Origin of the sequence: Chryseobacterium sp. FH1, assembly GCF_000735135.1 — a bacterium.
Lineage (GTDB): Bacteria > Bacteroidota > Bacteroidia > Flavobacteriales > Weeksellaceae > Epilithonimonas.
On the sequence record NZ_JPLZ01000006.1, the window covers coordinates 66,478 to 92,403 of the forward strand.

At 37.2% G+C, this 25,926-nt stretch carries 18 protein-coding genes; 16 read left to right on the plus strand and 2 right to left on the minus strand.

Annotated features, from left to right (window positions below; genetic code table 11):
* Nucleotides 1–42 precede the first annotated feature (42 nt).
* From IO90_RS07340 to IO90_RS07410, 16 genes are all read left to right on the plus strand, one after another.
* Complete coding sequence (locus tag IO90_RS07340) at nt 43–4,038, plus strand: AAA domain-containing protein (RefSeq protein WP_034968677.1); 3,996 nt, start codon at nt 43–45, stop codon at nt 4,036–4,038.
* Complete coding sequence (locus IO90_RS07345) at nt 4,035–4,367, plus strand: HopJ type III effector protein (protein WP_034965448.1); 333 nt, start codon at nt 4,035–4,037, stop codon at nt 4,365–4,367. Before IO90_RS07340 ends, IO90_RS07345 begins: the two co-directional genes overlap by 4 nt.
* Before the next feature lie 161 nt (nt 4,368–4,528).
* Nucleotides 4,529–5,533, plus strand: a complete 1,005-nt coding sequence (locus tag IO90_RS07350; RefSeq protein WP_034965451.1) for a helix-turn-helix transcriptional regulator — start codon at nt 4,529–4,531, stop codon at nt 5,531–5,533.
* Nucleotides 5,534–5,574: 41 nt separating this feature from the next.
* Nucleotides 5,575–5,700, plus strand: coding sequence for a hypothetical protein (locus tag IO90_RS19135; protein WP_262483373.1), 126 nt, complete (start codon nt 5,575–5,577; stop codon nt 5,698–5,700).
* Between the two features lie 513 nt (nt 5,701–6,213).
* Nucleotides 6,214–7,665 (plus strand): SDR family oxidoreductase, encoded by a 1,452-nt coding sequence (locus tag IO90_RS07355; protein ID WP_034965452.1) that lies wholly within the window; start codon nt 6,214–6,216, stop codon nt 7,663–7,665.
* 259 nt (nt 7,666–7,924) lie between these two features.
* Nucleotides 7,925–8,782 carry an ATP phosphoribosyltransferase gene (gene hisG / locus IO90_RS07360; RefSeq protein WP_034968679.1) on the plus strand — a complete coding sequence of 286 codons (858 nt, stop codon included), beginning with the start codon at nt 7,925–7,927 and terminating at the stop codon, nt 8,780–8,782.
* Nucleotides 8,782–10,074, plus strand: a complete 1,293-nt coding sequence (gene hisD / locus IO90_RS07365) for a histidinol dehydrogenase (protein ID WP_034968682.1) — start codon at nt 8,782–8,784, stop codon at nt 10,072–10,074. The genes hisG and hisD overlap by 1 nt, the downstream gene beginning before the upstream one ends.
* Nucleotides 10,064–11,095, plus strand: a complete 1,032-nt coding sequence (gene hisC, locus IO90_RS07370) for a histidinol-phosphate transaminase (RefSeq protein ID WP_034965454.1) — start codon at nt 10,064–10,066, stop codon at nt 11,093–11,095. The genes hisD and hisC overlap by 11 nt, the downstream gene beginning before the upstream one ends.
* 107 nt (nt 11,096–11,202) lie before the next feature.
* Entirely contained in the window at nt 11,203–12,336 is a 1,134-nt protein-coding gene (hisB, locus tag IO90_RS07375; RefSeq protein WP_034965455.1) for a bifunctional histidinol-phosphatase/imidazoleglycerol-phosphate dehydratase HisB, read from the plus strand.
* A 94-nt stretch (nt 12,337–12,430) separates the two neighbouring features.
* A complete protein-coding gene (gene hisH / locus IO90_RS07380; protein WP_034965457.1) occupies nt 12,431–13,012 on the plus strand; it encodes an imidazole glycerol phosphate synthase subunit HisH in 582 nt (193 codons plus the stop codon).
* A 224-nt stretch (nt 13,013–13,236) separates the two neighbouring features.
* On the plus strand, nt 13,237–13,953 hold the full coding sequence (gene hisA / locus IO90_RS07385) for a 1-(5-phosphoribosyl)-5-[(5-phosphoribosylamino)methylideneamino]imidazole-4-carboxamide isomerase (protein WP_034965458.1): 717 nt from the start codon (nt 13,237–13,239) through the stop codon (nt 13,951–13,953).
* The gene (gene hisF / locus IO90_RS07390; RefSeq protein WP_034965460.1) at nt 13,953–14,705 is read left to right on the plus strand and encodes an imidazole glycerol phosphate synthase subunit HisF; all 753 of its coding nucleotides are present in this window, start codon (nt 13,953–13,955) and stop codon (nt 14,703–14,705) included. Before hisA ends, hisF begins: the two co-directional genes overlap by 1 nt.
* The gene (hisIE, locus tag IO90_RS07395; RefSeq protein ID WP_034965461.1) at nt 14,702–15,289 is read left to right on the plus strand and encodes a bifunctional phosphoribosyl-AMP cyclohydrolase/phosphoribosyl-ATP diphosphatase HisIE; all 588 of its coding nucleotides are present in this window, start codon (nt 14,702–14,704) and stop codon (nt 15,287–15,289) included. The genes hisF and hisIE overlap by 4 nt, the downstream gene beginning before the upstream one ends.
* Before the next feature lie 313 nt (nt 15,290–15,602).
* Nucleotides 15,603–15,998, plus strand: coding sequence for a hypothetical protein (locus tag IO90_RS07400; RefSeq protein WP_034965463.1), 396 nt, complete (start codon nt 15,603–15,605; stop codon nt 15,996–15,998).
* Nucleotides 15,999–16,298: 300 nt separating this feature from the next.
* On the plus strand, nt 16,299–17,087 hold the full coding sequence (locus IO90_RS07405) for an SDR family oxidoreductase (RefSeq protein ID WP_034965466.1): 789 nt from the start codon (nt 16,299–16,301) through the stop codon (nt 17,085–17,087).
* Nucleotides 17,088–17,566: 479 nt separating this feature from the next.
* The gene (locus tag IO90_RS07410) at nt 17,567–21,169 is read left to right on the plus strand and encodes a T9SS type A sorting domain-containing protein (protein ID WP_034965468.1); all 3,603 of its coding nucleotides are present in this window, start codon (nt 17,567–17,569) and stop codon (nt 21,167–21,169) included.
* Nucleotides 21,170–21,201: 32 nt separating this feature from the next.
* On the opposite strand, the gene IO90_RS07415 is transcribed toward IO90_RS07410, so the two are convergent.
* Nucleotides 21,202–22,683, minus strand: a complete 1,482-nt coding sequence (locus IO90_RS07415) for a tetratricopeptide repeat protein (protein ID WP_034965472.1) — start codon at nt 22,681–22,683, stop codon at nt 21,202–21,204.
* Nucleotides 22,684–22,770: 87 nt separating this feature from the next.
* Nucleotides 22,771–25,923: a T9SS type A sorting domain-containing protein gene (locus tag IO90_RS07420; RefSeq protein WP_034965475.1), complete on the minus strand. Its 3,153-nt coding sequence runs from the start codon at nt 25,921–25,923 to the stop codon at nt 22,771–22,773.
* Nucleotides 25,924–25,926 lie beyond the last annotated feature (3 nt).

Below are 25,926 nucleotides of genomic sequence, written 5' to 3' on the forward strand. Positions count from 1 at the left end.
GAAATTTTTTATACATTTAATGAAAATTTTTTAAAAAGCACAATGGAGAATTTGAATTCGGAGCTCTTTCAGGCCTTTCAAAACAAGCTCAAAACCGGAAACAGGAGAGGCGTTCACCTGAATGCGATTCCCGGAAACTCGAGATACAAATTCGACCTTGCGCGTTTGTCGGAGATCAGCAAAAGTCTGCCGGAGCATTTCATCATCGATCTGTTGACGCAGAAAAATGTAAATTTCAAATTCTCTGTCCATCAAAAAAATACGGAGACACCTAAGAATGACAGTTATCTTTTGGAGGACGAAGGGAAAACTAATGAAGAGCTGTTTCCCAATTCTGCGATTTCGGAGGTTCCTCAAGAGAAGAATAAACTAAGTACTCTCGATAAGCTGACGACCAGTCTGGAAAATCTGATCTTTCAAAATGAGGTGATTCAGTCTGAGAAAGGCGTGAATTCTTTGGGTTTTGGTTTTCCAATCCTAATCCGAAAAGATATGGACGGACAAATTTCTGCATCGCCTATCCTGATCTGGTCTGTGACAATAAAATCCGTTAACGAGATGAATACTTGGGAGATCAGCAGAACGGAAGATGACCCTATCTATGTGAATGAGGTGCTCATCAACCATCTGCAAAGTGATTCTGGTATTACAATCAAACAAATTTCGGAAGAAATGCTCGCTGATGGAAAGATTGATAAGCCAGAACTACAGGAAATCTGTCAAAGCTTGTTGAATCAACTGAAGATCACACAGAATCTGGATTTCATTCTCAATAATTATGAAGAGATCCCATTTATAAAAGCCAAAGCTTCTTACGAAAACCGAGTTCCAAATAAAGGTGATTCGGTGATCATGAAGTCTGGTGTTTTTTCCATTTTCGAAGTTCAGAAACAGAATATCATCAATGATTATGAGACTTTGAAGAAGGAATTCAAACCGTTGGGGAACTTTACGAAAGACGGTTTCCAGTCCATCACTTCCGTAGAAACCGACCCTTCGCAACAGGGAATTTTGGAGTCGTTGAAATCTCAGTCCAAGATCTTGATCCAAGGTCCGCCGGGAACTGGGAAAAGTCAGACCTTGACCGCTATTTTGCTGAATGCCTTGGAGAATAAACAAAAAACCATCGTGGTCTGCGAGAAGCAAACGGCGCTGGAAGTGCTTTACAATGCGTTGCAAAAGTTAGGTCTGGGACGCTATTGCATTATGATCAAAGATGCGTCTACCGATAGAAAATTGGTGGTAGATTCGGTGCGGAATACGATTGACTCAGCGGATTTTAAAAAGCTGATTCAGCCTTATTCAGAACAATCGTTGCAAAATCAACTGACGGAAATCGCTCAGCATAAAGATACGATCAATGCAGTCCACGAACTCTTGAATTCTGAGTTGATTCCGGGGAAAAACTGGAAGGAGATCGTCGGGAATCTGTTGAGCTACAAGGATTCTAAAGAAAATATCAATCTGCAAGATCTGAAGTTTTATTTTTCTGAAGATGAGGTAAAAGTCATTGAGAATGTTCTGGAAAATGGGGAAGAATTGTATCAGGATTTTAAAGCATTTGAAGCTTCAACGTTCATCGATCCTGAAAAATTGATCAAAGATAATTTCCACAGCAGTCAGCAGAATTTGGATTCGGCTTTTCAGAATTATGAGAATTCCTGGAAGGAAATTCAGCGTTCGATCAGTGATTTCAAACCGATCTACGAGGAAAAGCGGAAGCAGGATTTTGGGAAGAATCTGCAGGACGTTTCCAATTATATTAATGAAACCGAAGTTCTGACCTCGACTTTAAATCAAAATTCAGAGGAATTACATCCTGAAATCACCAATGGCTTTTTCTACAAATTGACGGCGCTTTTTTCATCAAGCAAAAAAAATAAGATCAAGACCCAGAAGCGATTGCTGGAGTTGAGTTCATTGGTGAAGCAAGTTAGTTTGAAGGAATTTTTTCCAGCCATTAATTTGTCTGATGACCTTTGGAGTAATAGAAATGAGATTATTAACTACAGGCAGAAAGTTCAGGAAATACAGTCCGGTTTTCTTTTAAAATTAGAAACAAGTTTTGCTGAGATTGATTTTCTTAATGCCTTTGATCCCGTTATTTCTGGAAGGGAAACCGAAATGATCTCGCAAAAAATCCACCAATTGCGGAAGGCGATTTCCAGTGAAAAGTGGTTGAACGATCTGGACTTTGGGAATACTTATCAAAACTTCAAAAACTATATTGAGCGCATTTTAAATCTTTATAAAACTTATAAAAATAATCCAGAGAATCCTTTGTTGAAAGAGTTCAGCTGGTTTACTTTTTATTATTCGCTTTCGGATTTTCAGAAGTCGATCTTGGAGAAATTGTATCCGGTCAGTAATTGGAAACCGACGTTTTATTCGGCTTATTATCCATTGTTACTCAATCATTATTCGGATCCGAAACTGAATTTCAGTGAGAAAAATTATGAGGAAATAGCAAAGAAAATCAAGCAATTGGGAATTTCTCAGAAGAGCTTCGTGGAGTATTTTTGGAACGTTGCCCAGCAGAATTCGGTGAAGCAATTTGAGCAGAATAACAAAGATGTGACCGTGGCTAATCTGTATAATAAAAGAAGCAGTATCAATCACAAAAGGTTGACTTTGAGACAAATCGTTCAGAAAGATATTGACCTTTTTACACATTTCTTTCCTATTATTTTGACAACGCCAGATGCTTGCAGTAATCTTTTTCAGGGAAAGAATTTCTATTTTGACAATGTCGTTTTTGATGAAGCCAGTCAGTTGAAACTGGAAGACAATCTGCCAGCGATCTTGAAAGGGAAAAACGTGATCATTGCGGGCGACGAGCATCAAATGCCACCTTCTAATTATTTCAGCAAAGTGTTTGACGGAACTATTGAAGACGAAGATGATATCGAATCTGAAACCGAAGTCATCACGTACAAAAATGCAATGTTGAACATCGAATCGCTGTTGGACTATGCGATGGAAAATAATTATGAAAAGAACCATCTGGATTTCCACTACCGTTCCAAACATCCTTATTTGATCGACTTTTCCAACCACGCTTTTTATAATTCGAGGTTGAAACCACTTCCGACAAAATCTGAAAATAAACCGATCGAGTTTTTCCAAATTGATGGTGTTTTTGATGACCATACGAATAAGGAAGAAGCTGATAAAGTGTTGGAGATCTTGGAAAATATTCAGTCTAAAAAAGATGGAACTTATCCTTCTGTAGGAATTGCGACGTTCAATATTTCACAACGGAATTACATCAAAAGAAAGATTGTGCAGAAAGCCAGTTTGCCTGAAAATGAAATGTTCAAAGAGAGAATCCAAGGGTTGGAATCTGCAGGATTATTCATTAAAAATCTTGAAAACATCCAAGGCGACGAAAGAGATATTATCATTATTTCTACAACCTACGGGCGAAAAGCGAGTGGGAAATTCATACAGAGTTTTGGACCGGTGAATCACACGAAAGGTTACAAATTGCTGAATGTGATCATTACTCGAGCCAAAGAAAAGATCTACCTCTGCAACTCGATTCCGGAAGAGATCTTTTCCAATTACAAAGATGCATTGCAACAAGAAGGTTCCAACAATCGGAAGGCGGTTTTCTATGCTTATTTGGCTTATTGCAAGGCGGTGAGTGAAGAAAATGAGAATGGGAGGCTTGAAATTCTGAATGTTTTGGATCAATTTGGATATTTGAAACAAGCTAATGAAAGTGGCGATTCCAATCTGTTTATTGACCAGATCTTTGAGCGATTGCAAAGGGATTTTCCAGATTACAAATTGTCGAAAAATATGGACTTTGATGGTTATCAATTTGATATTTTGATTGAAAAAGAAGGAAAGAGATCTGTGGTCGTAGAATGTATGAGCAAGGAAAAATACGCTGACGAATTGGGCTATCTGGAAGATCTGCACAAAGAAAAAGTGTTGAGGAATTCGGGGCTTGAGTACGTTAGGATTTGGAGCCAGAATGTATGGCAGAATTTGGAAAATGAACTTCAAAAAATAAATAAAAAATTACTATGATATTTGAACAATTAGAAAAATCAGCGGGCGAGATTCAGTTTAAAAATGTTATCGCATTCCTCGATGAACATTACGATTTTACGCCTACTAAATTTACAAATGGAAACACAGTGAATGAAGCCGACCAGAACAATGGTTCTTGCAAGGTTTTCAGTTTTTCAAAGTTGAATGCGCTTTCAAAAGAAGAAACTTTGGCTTTGTTTGGCGACTTTTACAGAACAGATGTTTTGCAGAATCCGGACGGTGATGATCATCAGAATATCCGAAACTTTATGACGTTTGGTTGGGATGGGATTTCGTTTGATGGTGAGGCTTTGAAGAGAAAGTAGAAAATTTAAACACGAAGGCACAAAGTTTATTTTGCCAACTAAATGCTTTAAGGCACTAGGATTTATCTTCGATAAACTTTAAAAAGTCGAATAGGCGTTGTGTCTTAAATCAATATAAATTAAAATTTTTTGTGCCTTTGTGCTAATCTAAATCCAACAAAATGTCATCCAACAAAAACGCATTGATCCGTTATAAAACCTTAGACAAATGTCTGAAGAACAAGTACAAAAAATACACTTTAGAAGATCTGATGGAAGAATGTTCCGAAGCGTTGTTTGAGTTTGAAGGCAAAGAATCTTTTGTGAGCAAACGGACCGTTCAACTCGATCTGCAGAATATGCGAAGTGAGAAATTCGGTTATGAAGCGCCAATCGAGGTTTATGAAAGAAGATTTTATCGATACAGCGACCCGGAATACAGCATTCATCAGATATCAGTTAATGAAAATGATTTGAAAGCGATGAATAATGCGGTGCAAATCCTGAAGCAATTCAAAGATTTTTCGATGTTCAAAGAGATGAATGGAGTGATCCAGAAACTGGAAGATTCGATACAGTCCACGACTCAAAAATCTATCATTCATTTGGATAAAAATGAGCAGTTGAAAGGATTGGAACACATCGATATTTTGTACGAAAGTATTTTGAACAAAAAGGTTTTGAAGATCTGTTATAAGAGTTTCAAGGCAAGGGAAATGAATATCCTGACCGTTCATCCGCAATTATTAAAGGAATACAACAACCGTTGGTTTCTCATCTGTTATCACAAGAATAGAATTATGAATCTGGCTTTGGATAGGATGGAGGAGATTGAAATCGATGATAAAACGGAATATATCGACAAGGATTTCAATGCTGACCGTTATTTTGGAGAAGTGATTGGCGCGACCGTTTCGGAAACTCAAAGGCCTCAGAATGTGATTTTCTTCATCACCAAAAAACACGCACCTTATGTGAAAACCAAACCTTTTCATCACAGTCAAGTGATTATGGAGGAAGATGAATTGGGAACGACTTTCAAGATCTGTGTCCAGCTCAATTTTGAATTGGAAAGAATGATCCTTGGAATGGGAGAATTCATCAAAGTTTTGGCACCGAGGAAGCTAAAACAGAGAATCCATAAAAGCCTGAAGGAAGCTTTTAATAATTATGAAAATGAAAATTGATCTTGGCTCACTATTTGCAATTTTGTTGAAAATTTAAAATTATGAACCCGAGATTGATTAGAACAGTATTGACGTGGGCAGCGCCCTTTATCATTGGTTATGTAGTAAAGAAATTCGAAGAAAGGCAAGCCAAGAAATCACAAGGAACAGCAGTTTCCAAAGCATAGAAATGCCAACAGATTTGGCAATAATGGTCGAAAAAAAATTTCGGCCATTTTTTATGTTCAAACACATTAGCAGAGCCTATAAAAAAAAATAATATTAAGAAATAAGAATTTACTTATCTTTCGTATTTTATGACCATTATAGGAAGAAAGTCTACACTTTATTGTTTTTAAATTATAAATATTCACAAATTTACTCAAAATTTGTTTTTTCGCTAAATAGCTTTGATCATGTATGTTTTTGACTTCTCGGTCATAGTTGTTTTCAGACTTTTATTAAAATTTTTGAAATCATTTGACAGATGAATTTTCTGACAAGGCTTTTGATGTAATCTTAGTGAAAAACATTTTGTTGATGTAACCAGTAGCGATTGGCGTCCTAATATTATAGCTTTTGTAATATACTTTTTATCTTCAATTTTTAAATTTTGTTTTTTTTAAATTAGTAATTAATTTTACCATTATGTAGGATAAGGTATGTTAATTGCATAATATCCGTCAGTCAAATTATCCATAATGAAAAAGATCTTACTTACGGGAGCCACCGGATACATAGGCAAAAGAATGATTAGCGTCATTACCGAACAAGGCTACAAAGTGATTTGTTGCAGTCGCGATGTCAGCCGATTTTCGAAACCCGAAGGAATCAAAGATGATTTGATTGAAGTCATAGAAGTTGACTTTTTACGAGAGGAAACTTTGAGGAATATTCCAAATGATATTTCTGGTGCATACTACTTGATGCATTCGATGAGCACGAGCGATGACTACGAGGAATCGGAAAAAACTTGCGCAGAGAATTTTGTTTCTGCAATAGAAAAGACGGAATGCGAGCATATCATTTATTTGTCAGGTTTGGTCAATCAAAAAGAACTTTCCAAACATTTGAATTCGAGATTTCAAGTAGAGAAAATCTTGATTGAAAGCAAAGTTGCAACGACGGTCTTACGGGCAGGAATCATCATCGGGTCGGGTAGTGCATCGTTCGAAATCGTGCGTGACCTTGTGGAAAAATTGCCAATAATGATCACGCCGAAATGGCTGAATACCAAATGTCAACCCATCGGAATTGCCAACGTTTTGGACTTTCTGATTTTCACCTTATTCAAAAAAGAAACGTACCACAAAAGCTTTGATATTGGTTGCGATGATGTTCTCACTTATAAAGAAATTTTGTTGGGTTACGCAAAAGTTCGCGGTTTGAAACGAACAATTGTCACACTTCCGATTATGACGCCAAAATTATCATCTTATTGGCTTTACTTCATCACTTCAACATCTTACAACTTGGCAAGTTCATTGGTTGGAAGTATGAAAATTGAAGTGGTTTGTGATAAGGAAAGTCTGGATAGCATTAAAAAGATAACTGGCGTTCAGCCATTTTCATATGTTCAAGCTTTGCAACGGACGATGGAAAAGATTCAGGCCAACGAAATAAGTTCTAGCTGGAAAGACAGTTTTATCAGCAGTAGAAATGATTATTCGCTCAAAGAATATATAGAAGTTCCACATTTTGGCTGTTTCAAAGATATTAGAAGTTACAAATACGATGATCGCGAAGACTGTCTGAACAGAGTTTTTGGTTTGGGAGGAAAGAATGGTTGGTATGGACAAAGTCTGTGGAAGATCAGAGGTTTTCTGGATGTTTTCGTCGGTGGACCAGGTTTGAGAAGGGGCAGAACGCATCCTACCAAACTCCACGAAGGCGATGCTTTGGATTTCTGGCGCGTGCTCTACGCCAATCGAGAAGAAGGCAAATTGATTCTTTTTGCCGAAATGAAATTGCCTGGAGAAGCTTGGTTGATGTTCAAATTGTATCGCGGAAAGCTATGGCAAAAGGCTGTTTTTCGTCCGAAAGGATTACTTGGAAGGTTGTATTGGTATTCGGTTTTTCCTTTTCATGGCGTTATTTTCAAGGGCATGGTAAAGCAGTTGGCAAGCAGTGAAAAATCTCGAGTTTTAGATTAGATTAAATTCTCATTTTTAATTTTAAAGAAAAATAATTTAAAAAATTTGAGTCTTATTCAAAATAAGTTCTATACATTTGCTTCATCAAAATAGCAAAATGACTACACAATTTATGCATCATCATCACCATTTCCTCGCACAGACGGGAAGGTAGTGATATGTCATAACTTCTAAAAATATAAACCGTCTGAGTAATCAGTCGGTTTTTTTTATTCCAAAAATTCTCTGTCGTTTACTCGGACTTATGTCAAAATCTAAAATGAGTAAACTGAAATTAGCCTTACAAAAAAGCGGACGACTGAGCGAAAAATCTCTGAAACTCCTCGAAGAATGCGGAATCAAAATCTCCAACGGCACCAGAAAATTGAAAGCCGTTTCGTCCAACTTTCCTTTGGAAATTCTTTTCCTTCGCGACGATGATATTCCGCAATACGTGGAACAAGGCGTTGCTGATATTGGGATCCTTGGTCTGAATGAAGTTCTGGAGCAGAAAAAACAAATCGAAACCATCCAGAAATTGGGATTTGCGCAATGCCGATTGTCTTTGGCGATTCCGAAAGAAGAAAGTTATGATGGAATTCAATATTTTGAAAATAAAAAGATTGCGACGTCTTATCCCGAGATTCTTTCCAACTATTTCCAAGAGAAAAACATCAATGCACAAATAGAAAAGATTGGTGGAAGCGTTGAAATTGCGCCTGGAATTGGACTTTCCGATGCGATTTTCGACATCATCAGCACAGGTTCTACTTTATTGACAAATGGTTTGAAGGAAGTTGAAACTGTGGTGGAAAGCGAAGCTGTTTTGGTTTCAAATAATGACTTGTCAGACGATAAAAAAGACATTCTCAAAAAACTATTATTCCGAATCAACGCCGTCAAAGAAGCTTCCGAAAGCAAATATATTCTTCTGAATGCTCCCAATGAAAACTTGGAAAAAATCATCAACATCTTACCCGGAATGAAATCGCCGACTATTCTTCCATTGGCAGAAAGTGGCTGGTCATCAATCCATTCAGTGATTAAAGAAGACCAGTTTTGGGAAGTGATAGAGAAGTTGAAGAATGAAGGTGCGCAGGGAATTTTAGTTTTAGAAATCGAAAAAATGATATTATGATGAAGCAGTACAAATATCCAAATATCAAAGACTGGAAATCACTTTGCAAAAGACCTTTGCAAAATCAGGAAGACCTTTCTGAGCAAGTAAAATCTATTTTTGATGAAGTAAAAATTAGCCGTGATACAGCTTTGAAATTCTTTACAGAAAAATTTGATGGCGTTGTTTTAAATGATTTAAAAGTTTCAGAAATTGAAATTGAAAAAGCAAAAAATTTAGTTTCTGATGAATTAAAATCAGCAATAAAAACAGCTTCAGAAAACATTAGAAAATTTCACGCATCTCAACAAGAAGAGAAGAAAATCATTGAAACAACGGAAGGCGTTTTTTGCTGGCGAGAAAGCCGAGCGATTGAAAATATTGGGATTTATATTCCTGGTGGAACGGCACCTTTGTTTTCCACAGTTTTGATGTTGGGAATTCCGGCAAACATTGCAGGTTGTAAAAATATTGCGCTTTGTTCGCCTCCAGATAAAAATGGAAAAATAAATCCGGCTATTTTGTTTACAGCTGATTTCGTCGGAATTAAAAACATTTTCAAAGTTGGAGGAAGTCAAGCGATTGCAGGTTTGACGTTTGGAACAGAAACGCTTCCGAAAGTTGATAAAATCTTCGGGCCAGGAAATCAATATGTGACTTTTGCAAAGCAATTAGCGCTTAATTATAATGTCGCCATCGATATTCCGGCTGGTCCAAGTGAGGTTTTGGTGATTGCGGATGAAAGTTCGATTCCAGCATTTATAGCGTCGGATTTATTGTCACAAGCAGAACACGGAACCGATTCTCAAGTGATTTTATTAAGTGATTCTGAAACCGTTATTAATGAAATCAATGTCGAAATAGAGAACCAACTCAAAGAATTACCGCGTAACGAAATCGCTAAAATCGCATTACAAAACAGCAAATCAATTTTGTTGAATTCCATTGACGAAGCCATTGAATTTTCTAATTTTTATGCGCCAGAACATTTGATTTTGTCATTAGAAAATGCTGAGAATTTTACTAATAAAATCACAAATGCAGGTTCTGTTTTCTTAGGAAATTACAGTCCGGAAAGCGCAGGCGATTACGCTTCCGGAACCAATCATACTTTGCCGACAAATGGTTTTGCGAAAAATTACAGTGGCGTTTCTCTGGATAGTTTTATGAAGAAAATCACTTTTCAAAATATCACAAAAAATGGAATTCAAAACATCGGAAAAACCATCGAATTAATGGCTGAAGCCGAAGAATTGATAGCTCACAAAAATGCAGTTTCTGTCAGATTAAAATATTTAGAAAATGAAAATTGATATTCAAAAATTAGTCAGAAAAAACATTCTGAATCTCAAACCTTATTCTTCCGCAAGAGATGAGTTTGAAGGGGAGAACGGTATTTTTCTGGATGCGAATGAAAATCCTTTCGGAGAATTGAACCGTTATCCTGACCCTTATCAACGGAAAATCAAGGAAAAATTAAGTGCAATTAATCAGATTTCTGCTGACAATATTTTCCTTGGAAATGGAAGCGATGAAGTGATTGATTTGGCGTTCAGAATATTTTGTGAGCCCGGAAAAGATAAGGTTTTGACTTTTTCGCCGACTTATGGAATGTACGACGTTTCGGCTAACATCAATAATGTAGAGCTTATTAACCTAGAATTGAATGACGATTTTCAAATTGATTTAGAGACTTTGAAACCACATTTAAAAGACGAAAATCTAAAAATCATTTTCATTTGTTCGCCAAACAATCCAACAGGAAATTCAATTAAAACCATCAAATACATTCTTGAAAATTTCAACGGAATTATCTTTATTGATGAAGCTTACATTGATTTCAGTCCAAAAGAAAGTTTCAAAAATCAAATTAAAAATTACCCGAATCTCATCGTCAGTCAGACTTTCAGCAAAGCTTGGGGAATGGCTTCTGTTCGAGTTGGAATTGCTTATGCTTCTGAGGAAATCATTAACTTTTACAATAAGACAAAACCGCCTTACAACATAAGTCAACTTAATCAAAACGCAGTTCTGAATGTTTTGAATGATGAAAATATTAAACTCGTTCAAGATAATATCAAACTGATTTTGAACGCGAAAAAAATTCTGATTCAAAGTTTAGAACAATTGAGTTTGGTCAAGAAAATATTTCCTTCAGACGCCAATTTTATTTTGATTGAAGTTGAAAATGCAGATTTGATTTATCAAAAATTAGTTGATGAAAATGTGATTGTCAGAAACCGAAATTCGGTCATAAAAAATTGCTTGAGAATCACCGTTGGTTCTCCAGAAGAAAATTTAAAATTAATAGAAACGTTCCAAAATTTGAATTAGAAAACACTTCGACAAGCTCAGTGTGATAGATATTAATATAAGAAATGTAACCCCATTGTCAGGCTGAGGCTCTCGAAGCCACATAAAAATAAAAAGTCCATAAAAAAATGAAAAAACTACTATTCATAGACCGCGACGGAACATTAATCCTCGAACCCCAAGATTATCAGGTTGATTCTTTTCAAAAGCTGAAATTCTATCCACAGGTTTTCACTTATCTTTCAAAAATCGTCAACGAATTGGATTACGAATTGGTGATGGTGACCAATCAGGATGGTTTGGGAACAGATTCTCATCCGGAAGAAAACTTCTGGACGATTCAGGATTTTATCATTGAAGCATTTGAAAGTCAAGGCATCAAGTTCGAAGATATCTTCATCGATAAAACCTTTGCTAAAGACAATGCGCCTACCAGAAAACCCAACACAGGTTTACTGACGAAATATTTAGATAAAGAAACTTACGACCTAGAAAATTCCTTCGTCATCGGCGACAGAGTTACCGATGTGAAGTTGGCAAAAAACCTCAATTCAAAAGCGATTTTCATTAATACTGATGAGAATCTTGGCGCAGATGAGATTTTAGAAAATGATGAACTCGAAGATGTAATTGGTTTAAAAACAACTTCGTGGAAAGAAATCTACGAATTCCTAAAACTCGAAAACAGAACTTCCGAAATCATCAGAAACACCAACGAGACCAAAATCAAAATCAATCTAAACCTCGACGGAACCGGAAAATCCAACATCGAAACTGGAATTCCGTTTTTCAATCATATGCTCGACCAGATTGCAAAACACGGTCAAATGGATTTGGATATCAAAGTCGTTGGCGATTTGGAAGTGGACGAACATCACACGATTGAAGACACTGGAATTGCCCTTGGAGAAGCATTTTATCAAGCTTTAGGAAATAAGTTGGGAATCGAGCGTTACGCTTTCGTCTTACCGATGGACGATTGTCTGGCGCAGGTGGCTTTAGATTTCGGCGGACGAAACTGGATTGTTTGGGAAGCGGATTTCAAACGCGAAATGATTGGAAAAATGCCCACCGAAATGTTCTTCCATTTCTTCAAATCCTTCTCCGATTCGGCAAAAGCAAATCTCAATATCAAAGCGGGAGGCGACAACGAGCACCACAAAATAGAATCGATTTTCAAAGCCTTCGCAAAATGCCTGAAATCCGCCGTAAAACGCGACCCAGACAAAATGATTTTACCATCAACAAAGGGAATGTTGTAGGAGACAATTAGATAATAGATGGATAGATGATAGACTTTGAATCTTGTATCTATTATCTATCCGTCTATCATCTTTCATCTAAAAAATAAAAATAATGAATACAGTTATCATAGATTACAAAGCCGGAAACGTCCAAAGTCTCTTGTTTGCAATAGAAAGACTGGGTTTTTCGGCGAAGATTACGAGCAATCCAGACGAGATTTCCAACGCCGACAAAGTCATTTTTCCAGGCGTTGGCGAAGCTTCTTTTGCAATGAATTCTTTGCGGGAAACCCAGCTGGATTCGCTGATTCCGGAGCTCAAACAACCACTTTTGGGAATTTGTCTCGGGATGCAATTGCTTTGCAAAGATTCGGAAGAAGGCAATACGAAAGCTCTCGGAATCTTCGATGTTGCGGTCAAAAAATTCCCGGATTCGGTCTTGGTTCCACAGATTGGCTGGAATCAGATTTATGATTTGAAATCGGATTTATTCAAAGGAATTCCGGAGCAAACTTACACGTATCTCGTTCACAGTTATTACGTTGCGAAAAATGAACACACTATTGCAACCACGGATTACTCCGAAGCGTACAGCACAGCTTTGCAAAAAGACAACTTTTTTGGCGTTCAGTTTCACCCAGAGAAAAGTGGAATCTTGGGAAGCAAAATATTAGAGAATTTTTTAAAATTATAAATAGCTTTTAGCAATTAGCTCTTTGCAAATGGTTTTAAAAGCAATGTTTTAATTATTAATTTAAAATTATTTGCAAAGAGCTAATTGACAAAATATTTGTTTAAAATTTTCTCGCAGATTTTGCGAATTGAGCAGATTTTAAAATTAATCTGCCAAATCAATTAAATCTGCGAGAGTTTAAAATTAAAAAGGATAAAGCTCTATCCGCAAAATATTAATAGAAAATGAGAATCATCCCAGCAATAGACATCATCAACGGCGAATGCGTCCGGCTTTCCAAAGGCGATTACAATCAAAAAACGATTTATAACTCCAATGTTCTGGATGTTGCCAAAAACTTCGAAAACAATGGCATCCAGTTTTTGCATTTGGTAGATTTGGACGGTGCAAAACAAAGTCAAATCATTAATTATAAAATCTTAGAACAGATTTCCAAAGAAACCAACTTAATAATAGATTTTGGTGGCGGTTTGAAATCCCAAAAAGACATTGAAATCGCCTTTGAAAATGGCGCCAATCAAGTTACGCTTGGAAGTGTCGCTATTAAAAATCCAGAATTATTTAAAGAAAGTTTTGAAAAATATGGTTCAGAAAAAATCATTTTGGGCGCTGATGCAAGAAATGAAAAGATTGCAGTTTCCGGTTGGCTAGAAGAAAGTGAAATGAATATTTATGATTTCATCAAAGAAAAAACAGAATCCGGAATCGAGTACGTTATCTCTACAGATATTGATAAAGACGGAATGTTGGAAGGTCCTTCTTTTGAATTATATCAAAATATAATTTCTCAAAATCCTGAAATCAAATTAATCGCTTCCGGTGGAATCACTTCTACTAACGATTTAGTTCAATTAAAATCAATAGGTTGTGAGGGTGCAATCATCGGGAAAGCTTTGTATGAAAACAGAATCACGTTTAACGATTTAAAACCATTTCTCTAATGCTAGCAAAAAGAATCATTCCGTGTCTCGATATCAAGAACGGAGAAACTGTAAAAGGCGTCAATTTCCTGGACTTGAAAGAAGTGGGAAATCCTGTGGAAATGGCTATCAAATATTCTGAGCAAGGCGCAGATGAATTGGTTTTTCTGGATATTTCTGCAACGGACGAACGCAGAAAAACCTTAATTCCATTAGTTAAAGAAATCGCGAAAAACATCAATATTCCGTTTACCGTTGGCGGTGGAATCAACGCTTTGGAAAATGTGGAGGAACTTTTGAAAAATGGTGCGGACAAAATCACAATCAATTCTGCATCATTATCGCATCCAAAATTGATTAGTGAAGTCGCCAAACGGTTTGGCTCACAATGTATGGTTGTTGCGATTGATACAAAATTCGTTGGAAATCAATACAAAATTTTCAGTAACGGCGGAAAAATTGAGACTGAAAAAGAATTGTTTTCCTGGGCAAAAGAAGTCGAAAGTCTGGGAGCCGGAGAAATCCTCCTAACCTCAATGAATACTGATGGAACAAAAGCTGGCTTTGCCATTGAAATCACCAAAACACTTTCGGAATTAATCAATATTCCAGTGATTGCTTCCGGAGGAGCGGGAACAATGCAACATTTTGAAGATGTTTTCACGGAAACAAAAGCAACCGGAGCTTTGGCCGCGAGTATTTTTCACTTCAACGAAATCGGAATTCCGGAACTTAAAAATTATTTAAAATCTAAAAATCTACCCATACGATGACTATAAAATTTGACAACAATACAGGCTTGGTTCCTGTCATCATTCAGGATTATCTCAATCTGAAAGTTCTGATGCTCGGTTATATGAATCAGGAAGCTTTCGATAAAACTTTGCAGGAAAAGAAAGTCACTTTTTTCTCCCGCTCCAAAAACAGACTTTGGACAAAAGGCGAAACTTCAGGGAATTTCCTTGAATTAGTCGATTGGAAAATCGATTGCGACCAAGACACGATTCTCATCAAAGCAAAACCATTCGGGCCAACTTGTCACAACGGAACGACGACTTGTTTTGCTGAGGAAACCGGCAAAGGATTTTTATACGAATTGCAACAAACGATTTCTGATAAAATTGATAACAATGATGAAGGTTCTTATACCAATGAACTTTACAAAAGAGGCATTAACAAAGTGGCTCAAAAAGTGGGAGAGGAGGCTGTGGAATTGGTCATCGAAGCGAAAGATAATAACGATGAATTATTCCTAAATGAAGCGGCAGATTTGATGTATCATTATCTGATTTTGTTGAAAGCGAAAGGTTTTACTTTAGAAGATGTGGAGCAGGTTTTGAAATCAAGGGTGAAGTAGGTTTGTCCAAGGTCAGTTGAATTAAAAGATTCTTAATATAAATCTCAACGCCATAATGCAACCTAGATCAGGTTGCTTTTTTTCTGGAATTAAGTTAAAATTTTTCTTTTGGCAACAAAATAATATTTTTAGCATACAATTTGATTGTCCGAATTATCTAATATTTTACAAATAAGATAAAATACATCGAAATTATTATCAACAAGGTTAAGTGCTTAATGTTTCTCACATTAATAAATGTCTATTCTTGTTAATCCTTTAGTAAAATTAATTAGTCTGATATTGAAGTATTGCCATTAAGTTAAGATGTCAAATGATAAAAAAGATTGAATATATTAATTCTCCCGAAGAATTGTTTTTGTTAATAAAAACAAACAGTAAGGAAACCTTTGAATATTTATACCAAAAATATTCGGCTATACTTTACGGCATCGCTATGAAGGAACTAGATTCTCGTGATGATGCTGAGGAGACTGTTTCCATGACTTTTAGAAAACTTTGGAAATGCACAGGTTTTGAAAATAGAGATCTATCCTTAAATATTTTAATTATACAAAACCATCTGAAAACTATTCAAGAATTTCTTATCTCAAAAAATGCCTCACACAATTTGCAGACGAATAATTTCCCAAATTTTAAATTTGAACGACGAGCCGATAATGATGTGCAAATTTCTCCCTTGCAAGCCATCGTCCTGCCAGCTATGTAAAAGAAGTAGCACGATTAATTAATAAAGATTATTAATTCTTATTTTCAACAATATTTATTGTTTAAATAATTTTAAAATATAAATGCAAGTTGTTCTTCATAAGTTGCTTCTCCTAAAAAAAAGGAAAAATCCTTAAAATTTCAATGATCCTATATTATGATAGGATTTTCTCAGAGCAATTCTGTTTCAACAATTCGAAAATTGTCCTGAATTTGCATCTTCACCGTGTTTTTTACTTTGTTTTCAGTAATTTTATATTACATATAATCAAAAAAATCAGAACTATAAAAAGATAAATTTATGAATATTGACCTTAAAAATAAAAACGCATTGGTTGGTGCTTCCACCCAAGGAATAGGAGCTGGCATCGCGATCGAATTGGCAAAATGTGGAGCTAACGTTACATTGATGTCCAGAAATGAAGAAAAACTTAAAAATTCTTTAAACGAACTTCCTGTGATTAATGAAAATCAAAAACACCAATATTTGGTCGCTGATTTTTCTGATTTTGAAAGTTTTAAGATAATAATTACAAATTATTTTGAAGAGAACAAAATCGATATTCTTGTCAATAACACCAATGGTCCAGAGCCTGGAATGGCAGTGGATAAAGGTGTATATGATTTCCAGAAGGCTTTTGACCTGTTGTTTAAAACCGTTTGCGAGACCACTGCTTTAGCCCTTCCTCATATGATAGAACAAAAAAGTGGCCGTATCATCAATGTTTCCTCTTTGTCAGTCAAAGAACCGATTAGTAATCTGGTTTTGTCAAATTCAATTCGTTCTGCAGTTGCAGCCTGGTCGAAGTCCTTGTCCAATGAAGTTGCACAGCACAACGTGACCATCAATAATGTCTTGACCGGCTATTTTGATACCGAAAGAATTCAGGAGTTAATTAAAGTTGAGTCAGAAGACAGTGGCAAATCACTTGAAGAAATCAAAAAGATCAGAGAGGACAAAATCCCGATGAAACGTCTTGGTAGACCTGAAGAATATGGTCATCTAGTAGCATTTCTAGCGTCGGATTATGCATCTTACATTACCGGGACAAGCATTCCTCTAGATGGTGGTTTGGCGAATATATATTAGCATTGACATATTTATTAGGTAAAAAAATCATCAATCAAAAATTTTTAATAGGGCCAAGACAATATTTATTTGTCATAGTATTAATTTTCTCCGTGTTATTCGACGTATCCAAAAGTACAAGTACAAAAAAGTCCACTTCAAATTTGAAGTGGACTTTTTTGTATATGGAAATATATGATCAACGTCTATATATTTCGAATGGAAATGTTTTAAAAATTTGAATCTGCAAAAGATCTGCTTTGAAATCTCAAATTAACTTAATCTGTATATATGGGTTTCAACGAAATAGTCTCCTGCACTCAACTCATTTTTTAAACATTGATATTTCTACTCTAAAGTTTTTTTTTGATAGGTAATCAATGATTTGTATTCGTAATAATCTTACAAATATCATTTATCTTTTAGGTATTTATATTAATAACTAATTATTGTTGATTTATTAGCACGCTTATTGTAATATGATTATTAAGAATTATATTATGTTTAAAATCTATATTTTACCTACGCTATTTTGTACCCTGATCCTATTTGGTCAAAAGACAGCTTCTGAAGTTTCTACAATCAATAATTATAATTCACCATTTAAATTTGATAATAGCAATTCTCAGGACGTCAAATTTACTTTCGGCGAAGGAGAGAAAATGATATCCGATCCTAAGACTGATTTCATCAAGAAAATCGAAACTGATTACACACTAGCACCTAATAGCTATATCTTCTACAGAGACGGCATTCTGCCTGATGGTACCAAAACTGATGGATTGTACATACCTGTTGCAAAAGCCTATCAAATGTGGAAGCAAGGAAGATATATGCAAAATGACATCGGTTCATTTACTCCGATCAGCGAAAATGGCCAGCAGACCGCCACTGTATTTTGGGAAGATGTGAATGGATTGGTAAGTTCAACCTCTATTGTAGGAACAGGAGAGGATGCCAAAATTAAAATTATAATTGATAAGACCAAAGGTGAGGGTAATGCGAGTATAGCATTTAAGGTCGATGGCACAATCTACTGGACATGGCATTTGTGGGTGACGGATGATCCTATGGATGGGGCAACCTATGGGCAAGGCTTTGAAACTAATGTTTTGAATCAGGCATTCACCCCAAAGTATATGGATCGGAATCTGGGTGCAACAAATGCAAGCTTTCTTGGCAATGACTGGCACAAGTCCGGAGGTCTGATGTACCAATGGGGTAGAAAAGACCCCGTACCTCCGTTGATCTATAAAGATGGAACATTCTATGAAGTGACGGGAGATGTCGGAAGCAGAAGACATTCTCATGCAACATTAAAGTCTTCTCCTATATCTGTAAAACAAAGGGGAACGGATACCAATACGAATAACATCAGTGGAAATATAAGATATTCCATTAATAATCCAATTGATATAATCGCCCATGCTACAAATGATGGCACCTGGTTTTCCAATCAGCAGTATAAGACCAACAATTCCAATCCAGATCTGATAGAAACTTGGGATCTATGGGCTGATAACAGAAAAGGTCTGCATAGCAACGCATCCAGTGGTAATACTACTGTTGCTACGGATAGCAAGTCATACGAGTTGAAATCAGAATATGATCCTTGTCCTAATGGGTGGAGGGTTCCTTCCCACTATGGACGGAATACCATAAATAATAATCTCAATCCATTAGGAAGGAAAAATAGTGGTTTCAACGATGATACGAATACAGCTTACAGTCAGATACTACCGAATTCACTAAATGATGCCTTAATCGGGGTGAAAGTGTATCCTGGTAGAGGAATCGATTTTAATGGTACCGACAATAGAAAGATAGGGCTGATTCCAACCACTGGCAACTATATCTACTATCAGGGAAATGGTGGTAATCCAGTACAGGTTGTCTTTCAGGATCAAGCTTCTGATGGTATTTTACTTAGTTCCACCTACGGGATTGGAGGATATAGGGGAACCATTATTCACAGTGATCCAGAAAGATCAGACGTTTCAAGTACTGGCTGGAATGGGATCTACGTCAATCAAACCGTTAAAACAAATGGTCTGGGAGCGGTAAGATGTATGCGAGATCCCAACATGGCGCTTTTGCCTGCTTTTTATGAGACAGAATATGTTTTGTCAACAGATAATGATACTACGGATTATGAAACTTGGACAAAGGAGCCCAATAGTTTTGTGGTCATGACTGGTGAGGTGGATGATGCCGTGTCACAAGACAAAGAGTTGCTGATCAGTCTCAAAAAAGCCTATGCGATGCACAAACTTTATCTATCAGATAATAAAGAACTTCCGTCGGGCAATGTTGAGACAGGCAGTGTGGTATGGACAGATAACCAAAGTTTGATAAAAAAGATTCAAATTATTGGTACATATCCGGATCAACAAATGAAAATTACAATAGCTGCGAAGAAAAAAGGCAATGCTGTAATTGCTTTTCATAAAGGCAACAATGGTGTGTGGGGAACGTCAGATACGGATAAGATCCTTTGGAGTTGGCACATTTGGGCACCGGTTACGAATCCATTGTCTAAAGAAAATCAAATAACATATACGACCGAGTCTATTGAGAATGGTGGAATCATTCCTACCACGAATGGACAAATAATAAATCCTGCCAAAGGTGGAACGCCTCTTACCACCACTTTTATGGATAGAAATCTTGGGGCTTTGCATGTGTTACCGTCATCATTGGTCAGACCGGATCTTGCCACCGAATTGCAATCTAAAATACAAATTCAACAATCTGGCGGACTTCACTATCAATGGGGCAGAAAAGATCCCTTGCCAACATTCCATAATCCTGGTGGGACTCAGTTCATTTCCGCCCATAACAACAGCGTACAGGTTGCCGCAACATATCATGTTTATAAGCAGATCGGTATAGATGCTAACGGCAATGTTGTTTTAGAGATATCAAATCCTATTACCGATGCAATTTTCTCTTCTACAGACATGAGTTCCGGATACTCCAGAGAGTGGAATGTTTATAGATCCTCTGCAGGAATATCTACCGCTGACCCTAAAAATGAAAAGATTAGAAAGGTCGTAAAATATGCTACCGAAAATCCATTATCTTTTCTTTTCAGATCCAGAACTGGCAATGAATTAGGGATGGAAGATGCTGGGACATTGCAAACAAAATCAATACAAGTAAAAGATTGGATCTCCGATGAAAACGGTTTGGCTCAGGATAGATGGGGGCACGCGACAGAAAAATCGCCTTATGATCCTTGTCCTGCGGGATGGAGGGTACCAGATACTAGTGGTGCAAATTTATTTGCCGCAGGTAACAACGGCTCTTATGCAAAAGGTTCATCTCCTTGGTTTTATAATGGATACAACACGACAAGCAATTTTGCAAATTATGGTATTGTCCAAAGTACGATCGCGGATCTCACGGGCGGGTCGAGTAATAATGCCGTAAATGTGAGACAATATCCAGGCTACACGCTTTCAATTACAACAGAAAGCACAACGCCAAGCAGTAGATCAGGTTGGGTATTCAGCTTTCCGGGATCTAAGTATAATATTGGAAATATTCCAGCAACTGGCATACGGGGTATTCTTGGCGGAAACGATTGGAAGAATGCAAGGAGCGGATATCCCACTGCGGATAATTATAAATATCAAACAGGATTATGGACCAGTTCTCCAGCAGACTTTTATACGGGTTATGCTATTGGGCTTGACTTAAGCAGCACTTCGGGGAATGGCGGAAAGCTGGCGTCAGCAACAGGATTTTACCCTCAAGCTGCCATGGGAGTGAGATGTGCAAAGGATACAGAAAGATATATGGGAGATTTGCCTTACACCGTGAATCCTGATGGTACGACACTTAGTTCTGTTATAACAATAAAAGATTATGATAGTGACGATATTCAAATTCACCCAAATCCCGTGAAGGATGTACTCCACATGATTTCAAAAAATAACAATAGGCAGGATTCAGGATTTGTGATTTACAATGTGGCTGGAAGTATTGTAAAACAAGGCCGATTTCGTAACAATAGCATCAACATCGCAAACTTGCCCTCAGGTGTTTATATGTTGACGGTTGATAATTCTCCAAAAGCTTTCAAAATAATCAAACAATAAAAAATATGTGGACTAGAAATAACCCATCATATCTAATTAAAAATGTATTGTAAATAAGCTTCGACGGATTCATAATTGTTCAGTTGCAGTTTTTTCTTAAGTCTCATCTTGCAGGCTCTTGCACTTTGTGGAGAGATGCCAAGGCTGTTTGCCATTTCGTTGCCATTCAGTTTTAAGGTCATAAGAACCAGTATGCGGACTTCTGCCTCGGTAACAGGAATGCCACTCTGTCTTATCTTGCTGAAAAAATCTGGATAAATTTCTGAAAATCGTTTTTTAAACTTGTCCCAGCCGTCATCGGTAAAGATTTTCTGCTCCAATAGCTCACTGACATCATATTCAATGTCCTTGATTGCTTTATCAGGATTTTGCAGTTTGCTGATGATATTATTTTTGTGTGTCAGATCGATGATGTAGGTTTTTAGGTCTTCTTCTTTCACCTGGATCAGATGATTCGAGTTTTCGAGCTCCATCTCTAACTGCTTTTTTTTGAATTTGATGACAGAAAGATAACGGTAGATAAAAAATGCAGAAATAAGCAATATGATCATAAAGCAAGCTCCGACGAACATCAAACGCTCATTGGCGATTTCCTTTTCGTTTTGAAGATTTTTGATACGAAGATTTTTGACCTCGATGCCCAAATTGGCTTGATACTGCGACAGGATTTTGCTTTGATTGGCCTTCATCAGGCTTTTTTCCACCTCGTAATGTTTTTTGAAATAATGCAATGCCGAATCTTTCATTTTGAAAACTTCATAGGTGTGGGAAAGTTCGTTGAGACCTTCACTGATACGAACCTTACTTTTCACCTCGTAACTAAATTTAAGGCATTTTCGACCTGTGTCAAGTGCTTTTTCCTTGTTTCCTTTTTTAGCGTAAATGTTGCTTATGTTTTGGTAGGCGATTGCCTTGGCTTCTGTGTCGTTTATTTTTTCGCATTGTTGCAAAGATAAAAGATAGAATTTCAGGGCCTCGTCATATGCTCCAGAATAGCGATAGATCTGACCTTGATTATTATAAGCGACTGCGAGATCTTTAGGTTTGTCGATTTCGCTGAATAATCTTATCGCTTCATTATTTTGAGAAAATGCACCTTCAAAATTTCGTTGCTCTTTCAGTATTAATGCCCGGTTGGTATGCGTTAAGCCCAAAAGTCTCTTCATCCCATTTTTTTCAGCAAGTGTCGCCGATTCGTTATAGCATTCCATGGCGGCAACATTATTCTCAAGACGCCAATGTACCAGTCCGAGACTATTAAGCAAGGTTGCTGTCTCTTTTTCGTCACCAGACGCTTTTATTTTTTTATAGGCCTTGGTAAAATATTTGAGAGCTTCCTGATAATTTCCGAGATGCCACTGTTGATCACCAAGTGTCCTGAAATTGGTTAATTCATCTTTTGCAGAATAACTTTTTTTTGCAAAGGAACCATTACTTTCGTCATTGCATGAAACGGCAGACAGCAAAACTAAAAACAGAAATATCAGCGAATTTACTTTGTTCATCTTCAGCATAATAGTTCAAATTTAAATTTTTATACTGCATAAACAAAAAAAGGCTCTGGATATTTGTCCAGAGCCTCTGATTTTTAGAGATCAAATTTATTTAACGATCATTTTTTTTGCTTGTTTAATGCCCGAAGATTCAATTTGGTAAAAATATATCCCGGTAGGTAAACCTTTGGTGTCGAATGTTATTCTGTTTTTGCCCGAAGGATAAGTTGCATTTGCTATCTCCCTGATCAAGTTACCTTGGGTGTTGTATAATCTTACGACAACCTTGCCACTATCGATGAGTGTAAATGGTATGGTTGTAATATCTGAAACAGGGTTAGGATAGTTTTGCCCCAATAGACCATTTGTTGTCGAGATGTTAAGGCCGTCCGCAAGACCAAGGGTAGCATCGTGTTCTGTTTCAAAAAAGTAAAGCCCTTTGAAGAAAGACTGATTGCCTACGCTACCTGCCAGCAAAAGTCTGCCATCCGAATGAGGGATTAGTCTTTTTCCAAAAAACTCGGCATATTCTGGTCCGTTAAAAAAAGTCTCACCTTTTTCTTGCCCGTTTTTATCAATTTTGACCAAGGAAGCAATCGGAAAAGGTTGGTTAAAGATTTTGTGAGGGAATGGATCTGTAAGTACTTGGTTCATAATATAGCAAACGTCTGAAGCATCGATGTGGAAGTCGTTGTAGTAACGCATATTTTCTGAAGCAAAATTCCAAAGTTGTTCACCAGAAGCATTGTATTTAATAACCGTGTTGTTGATATCACCACTAAGAGCAAGGCTGTATCCTACAACTGCAACATCGCCATTGCTAAAAGGTTTGATCGTATAAGAGCGCTCGTCTCTATCGGCATCTCCAAAAGTCTTGCTCCAAAGTGTATTTCCTGATGCACTTATTTTTGCAGTAATGATGTCATCAGCATAGGTCTCTTTATTTTTAGTGTAGCCATTGACATAGATGCTGTTGTCGTCTGCGATATAAAGATCGGTTCCATAGGAAGACGCGCCATCAACAGCTACAGAAGCGATCCAACCCGCGGACCCATTTGCATTGAATTGAACCGTTGTTAGATTGACGTCTTCGGACATGAAGCTTCCATTTCCATTTGTACCAGCTAAAATAAAACGCTTCTCAGAATCAACTTTTCCAGCATTTATACGATAAATATTGTTACCATTTGATCCTGACATATAGGTTTTCCAAGCAAGAGAGCCATCTTCAGTCAATTTGATTCCTATAAAGGAGCCTGAATCACTTCCTTCAGTTTCTTTGGCAGTTCCGCCCAAATAGACCGATCCGTCTGCCTGAGGTTCCATCACGTAGACCTGTGGACTGTACAGTTCAATATTCTGTGACCACAACTGACTGCCCTCCGGCGAAAGCTTTATTACTTTTAAAGCCGGTGGATTCTGTTCAAAACCTGGCAATAGACAAACATAACTGTTTCCGTTGGCATCGACTCTCGCTACAATTCCTTCAGCAGTATTCCCGTTTTCTGAATTAAATACGGCGTCCCATGCAACATCACCTTCTGCATTATGCTTCACAAGGAAATAGTTGCTGTTCAGCATTCCATCTGCATAGTTGTAATATGAACCTGTTGAAAAAGTATTGCCATCTTGATCGTTGAAGGAATTGAGCATGTCTGCATCTTTTGTGCCGAGGTTGGCGTAGACGGCATTCCATTGTGGGGCAGGACTGGATGTTTCAAATGTTGATTTTACAGTTTCGAAAACAGCACCTTTTTCTGTATAATATGAATTGACAGAGAAATAGATATTTCCATTAGCATCTGTTCCCACACCTGCCATTTGTCCCATGGTCGCCATACCTGTAGCTGTAGAAATCACAAAAGCTGACTGACCCAAAAGGTTTCCGTCTTCTGAATATTTATAGGCACGGGCCGCAACATCCTGTTCCCATTCTTCTGCGCCTGGCGTCATCCCATTTGCTGATGTTATAATATTGCCTTCTGAATCAAAGGTAATTGTCGCATTATTAATATCGATGAGGTCATTGGTTTCTTTGGTCCAATTCATTTCACCGTTTGTATTGTAAGAAAGCAAAACCGTTCCGTCATCTGAAAAACCACCTGAATGGTTTCCTGCTACGTATAATTTATTATTTTTAAGACCTATCTTCCATCCCGAAGTTCCCTCATTCTCGCTTCTGTAGGTTTGAATCCATTCTTGTTGTCCCTCAGAATTGTATTTGATGGTTCCAATGCGGTTTAGAAAAGTGTCAAAAGTTCCGGTAACATAGGTGTTGCCTTCGCTGTCACTGGTAATTGCTCGTGCAACAGAATTGGTTACTTCGGCTATGTTTTCAGGATCGCTACTTTCGTAATTATAAGCCCGTTCCCAGAGTTTGGAACCATTCGCATCGTATTTAATGGTGTGGTAATTCAACCAGCCGTCTGGATTTGGACTGTAGCCTGTAACTACAACATTGTCTTCGGTGTCTACTGCTATAGCAGTTGCTTCATTCCAGCTTTCTCCGCCTGCCGGATTTTCTGTATGGTGCCATTGCTTAGCCCCGTTGCTGTCGTATTTTATAGTGAGATAATCTATAGAATTGCCAGACCACGCAATTCCGGTGATGTAGACGTTACCTTTGACATCGGTTGTCATGGCATTAGGAACTTCAAGTCCGTCTTTACCATTATCAAAGGTTGTATCCCAAATTTTAGATCCGTCAGGATGGTATTTCACAATCCGTATATCCATATTACGACCATTCCATTTTAAACCAGAAACAATGATGTTTCCTACATTATCAAATGTGATTTGCATCCCGTACTCTACAGCAAACTGTGCCGATTGCTCACGTATTTGCCATAATGTTTGACCATCTGAACCGACCTTTATCGTAAAGAAATCTCCAGAGGCCTGGCTTTCGTTAGAACTTCCTCCTGTAATGTAAGTGTTGCCCAGACCATCAGTAATGGAAGCATAAGGAACGTTATTTCCTTTGTATGCTTCGCCACCGTAGAACTGGTTGGTTTTGGATGATGTCTTAGATTCAGTAGTTGACAAACCCATCTTAGATAACATTTTTTGCTGTGGGTCAGCAAAGACTCTATGTTCATCCTTAGATTTGAAAGAATTCCATCTAGCTAGTAAAGAAATGCTTCCAGTTGATTGGGAAACTAAATATCCGTTCTGTTTTTTTAGATTTGTGTTTTGGGCTGCAGTACCTATATAGATGGATGTAGTCAAAAAGACAAAAATAGATTTGGTGGTAAATTTCATCTA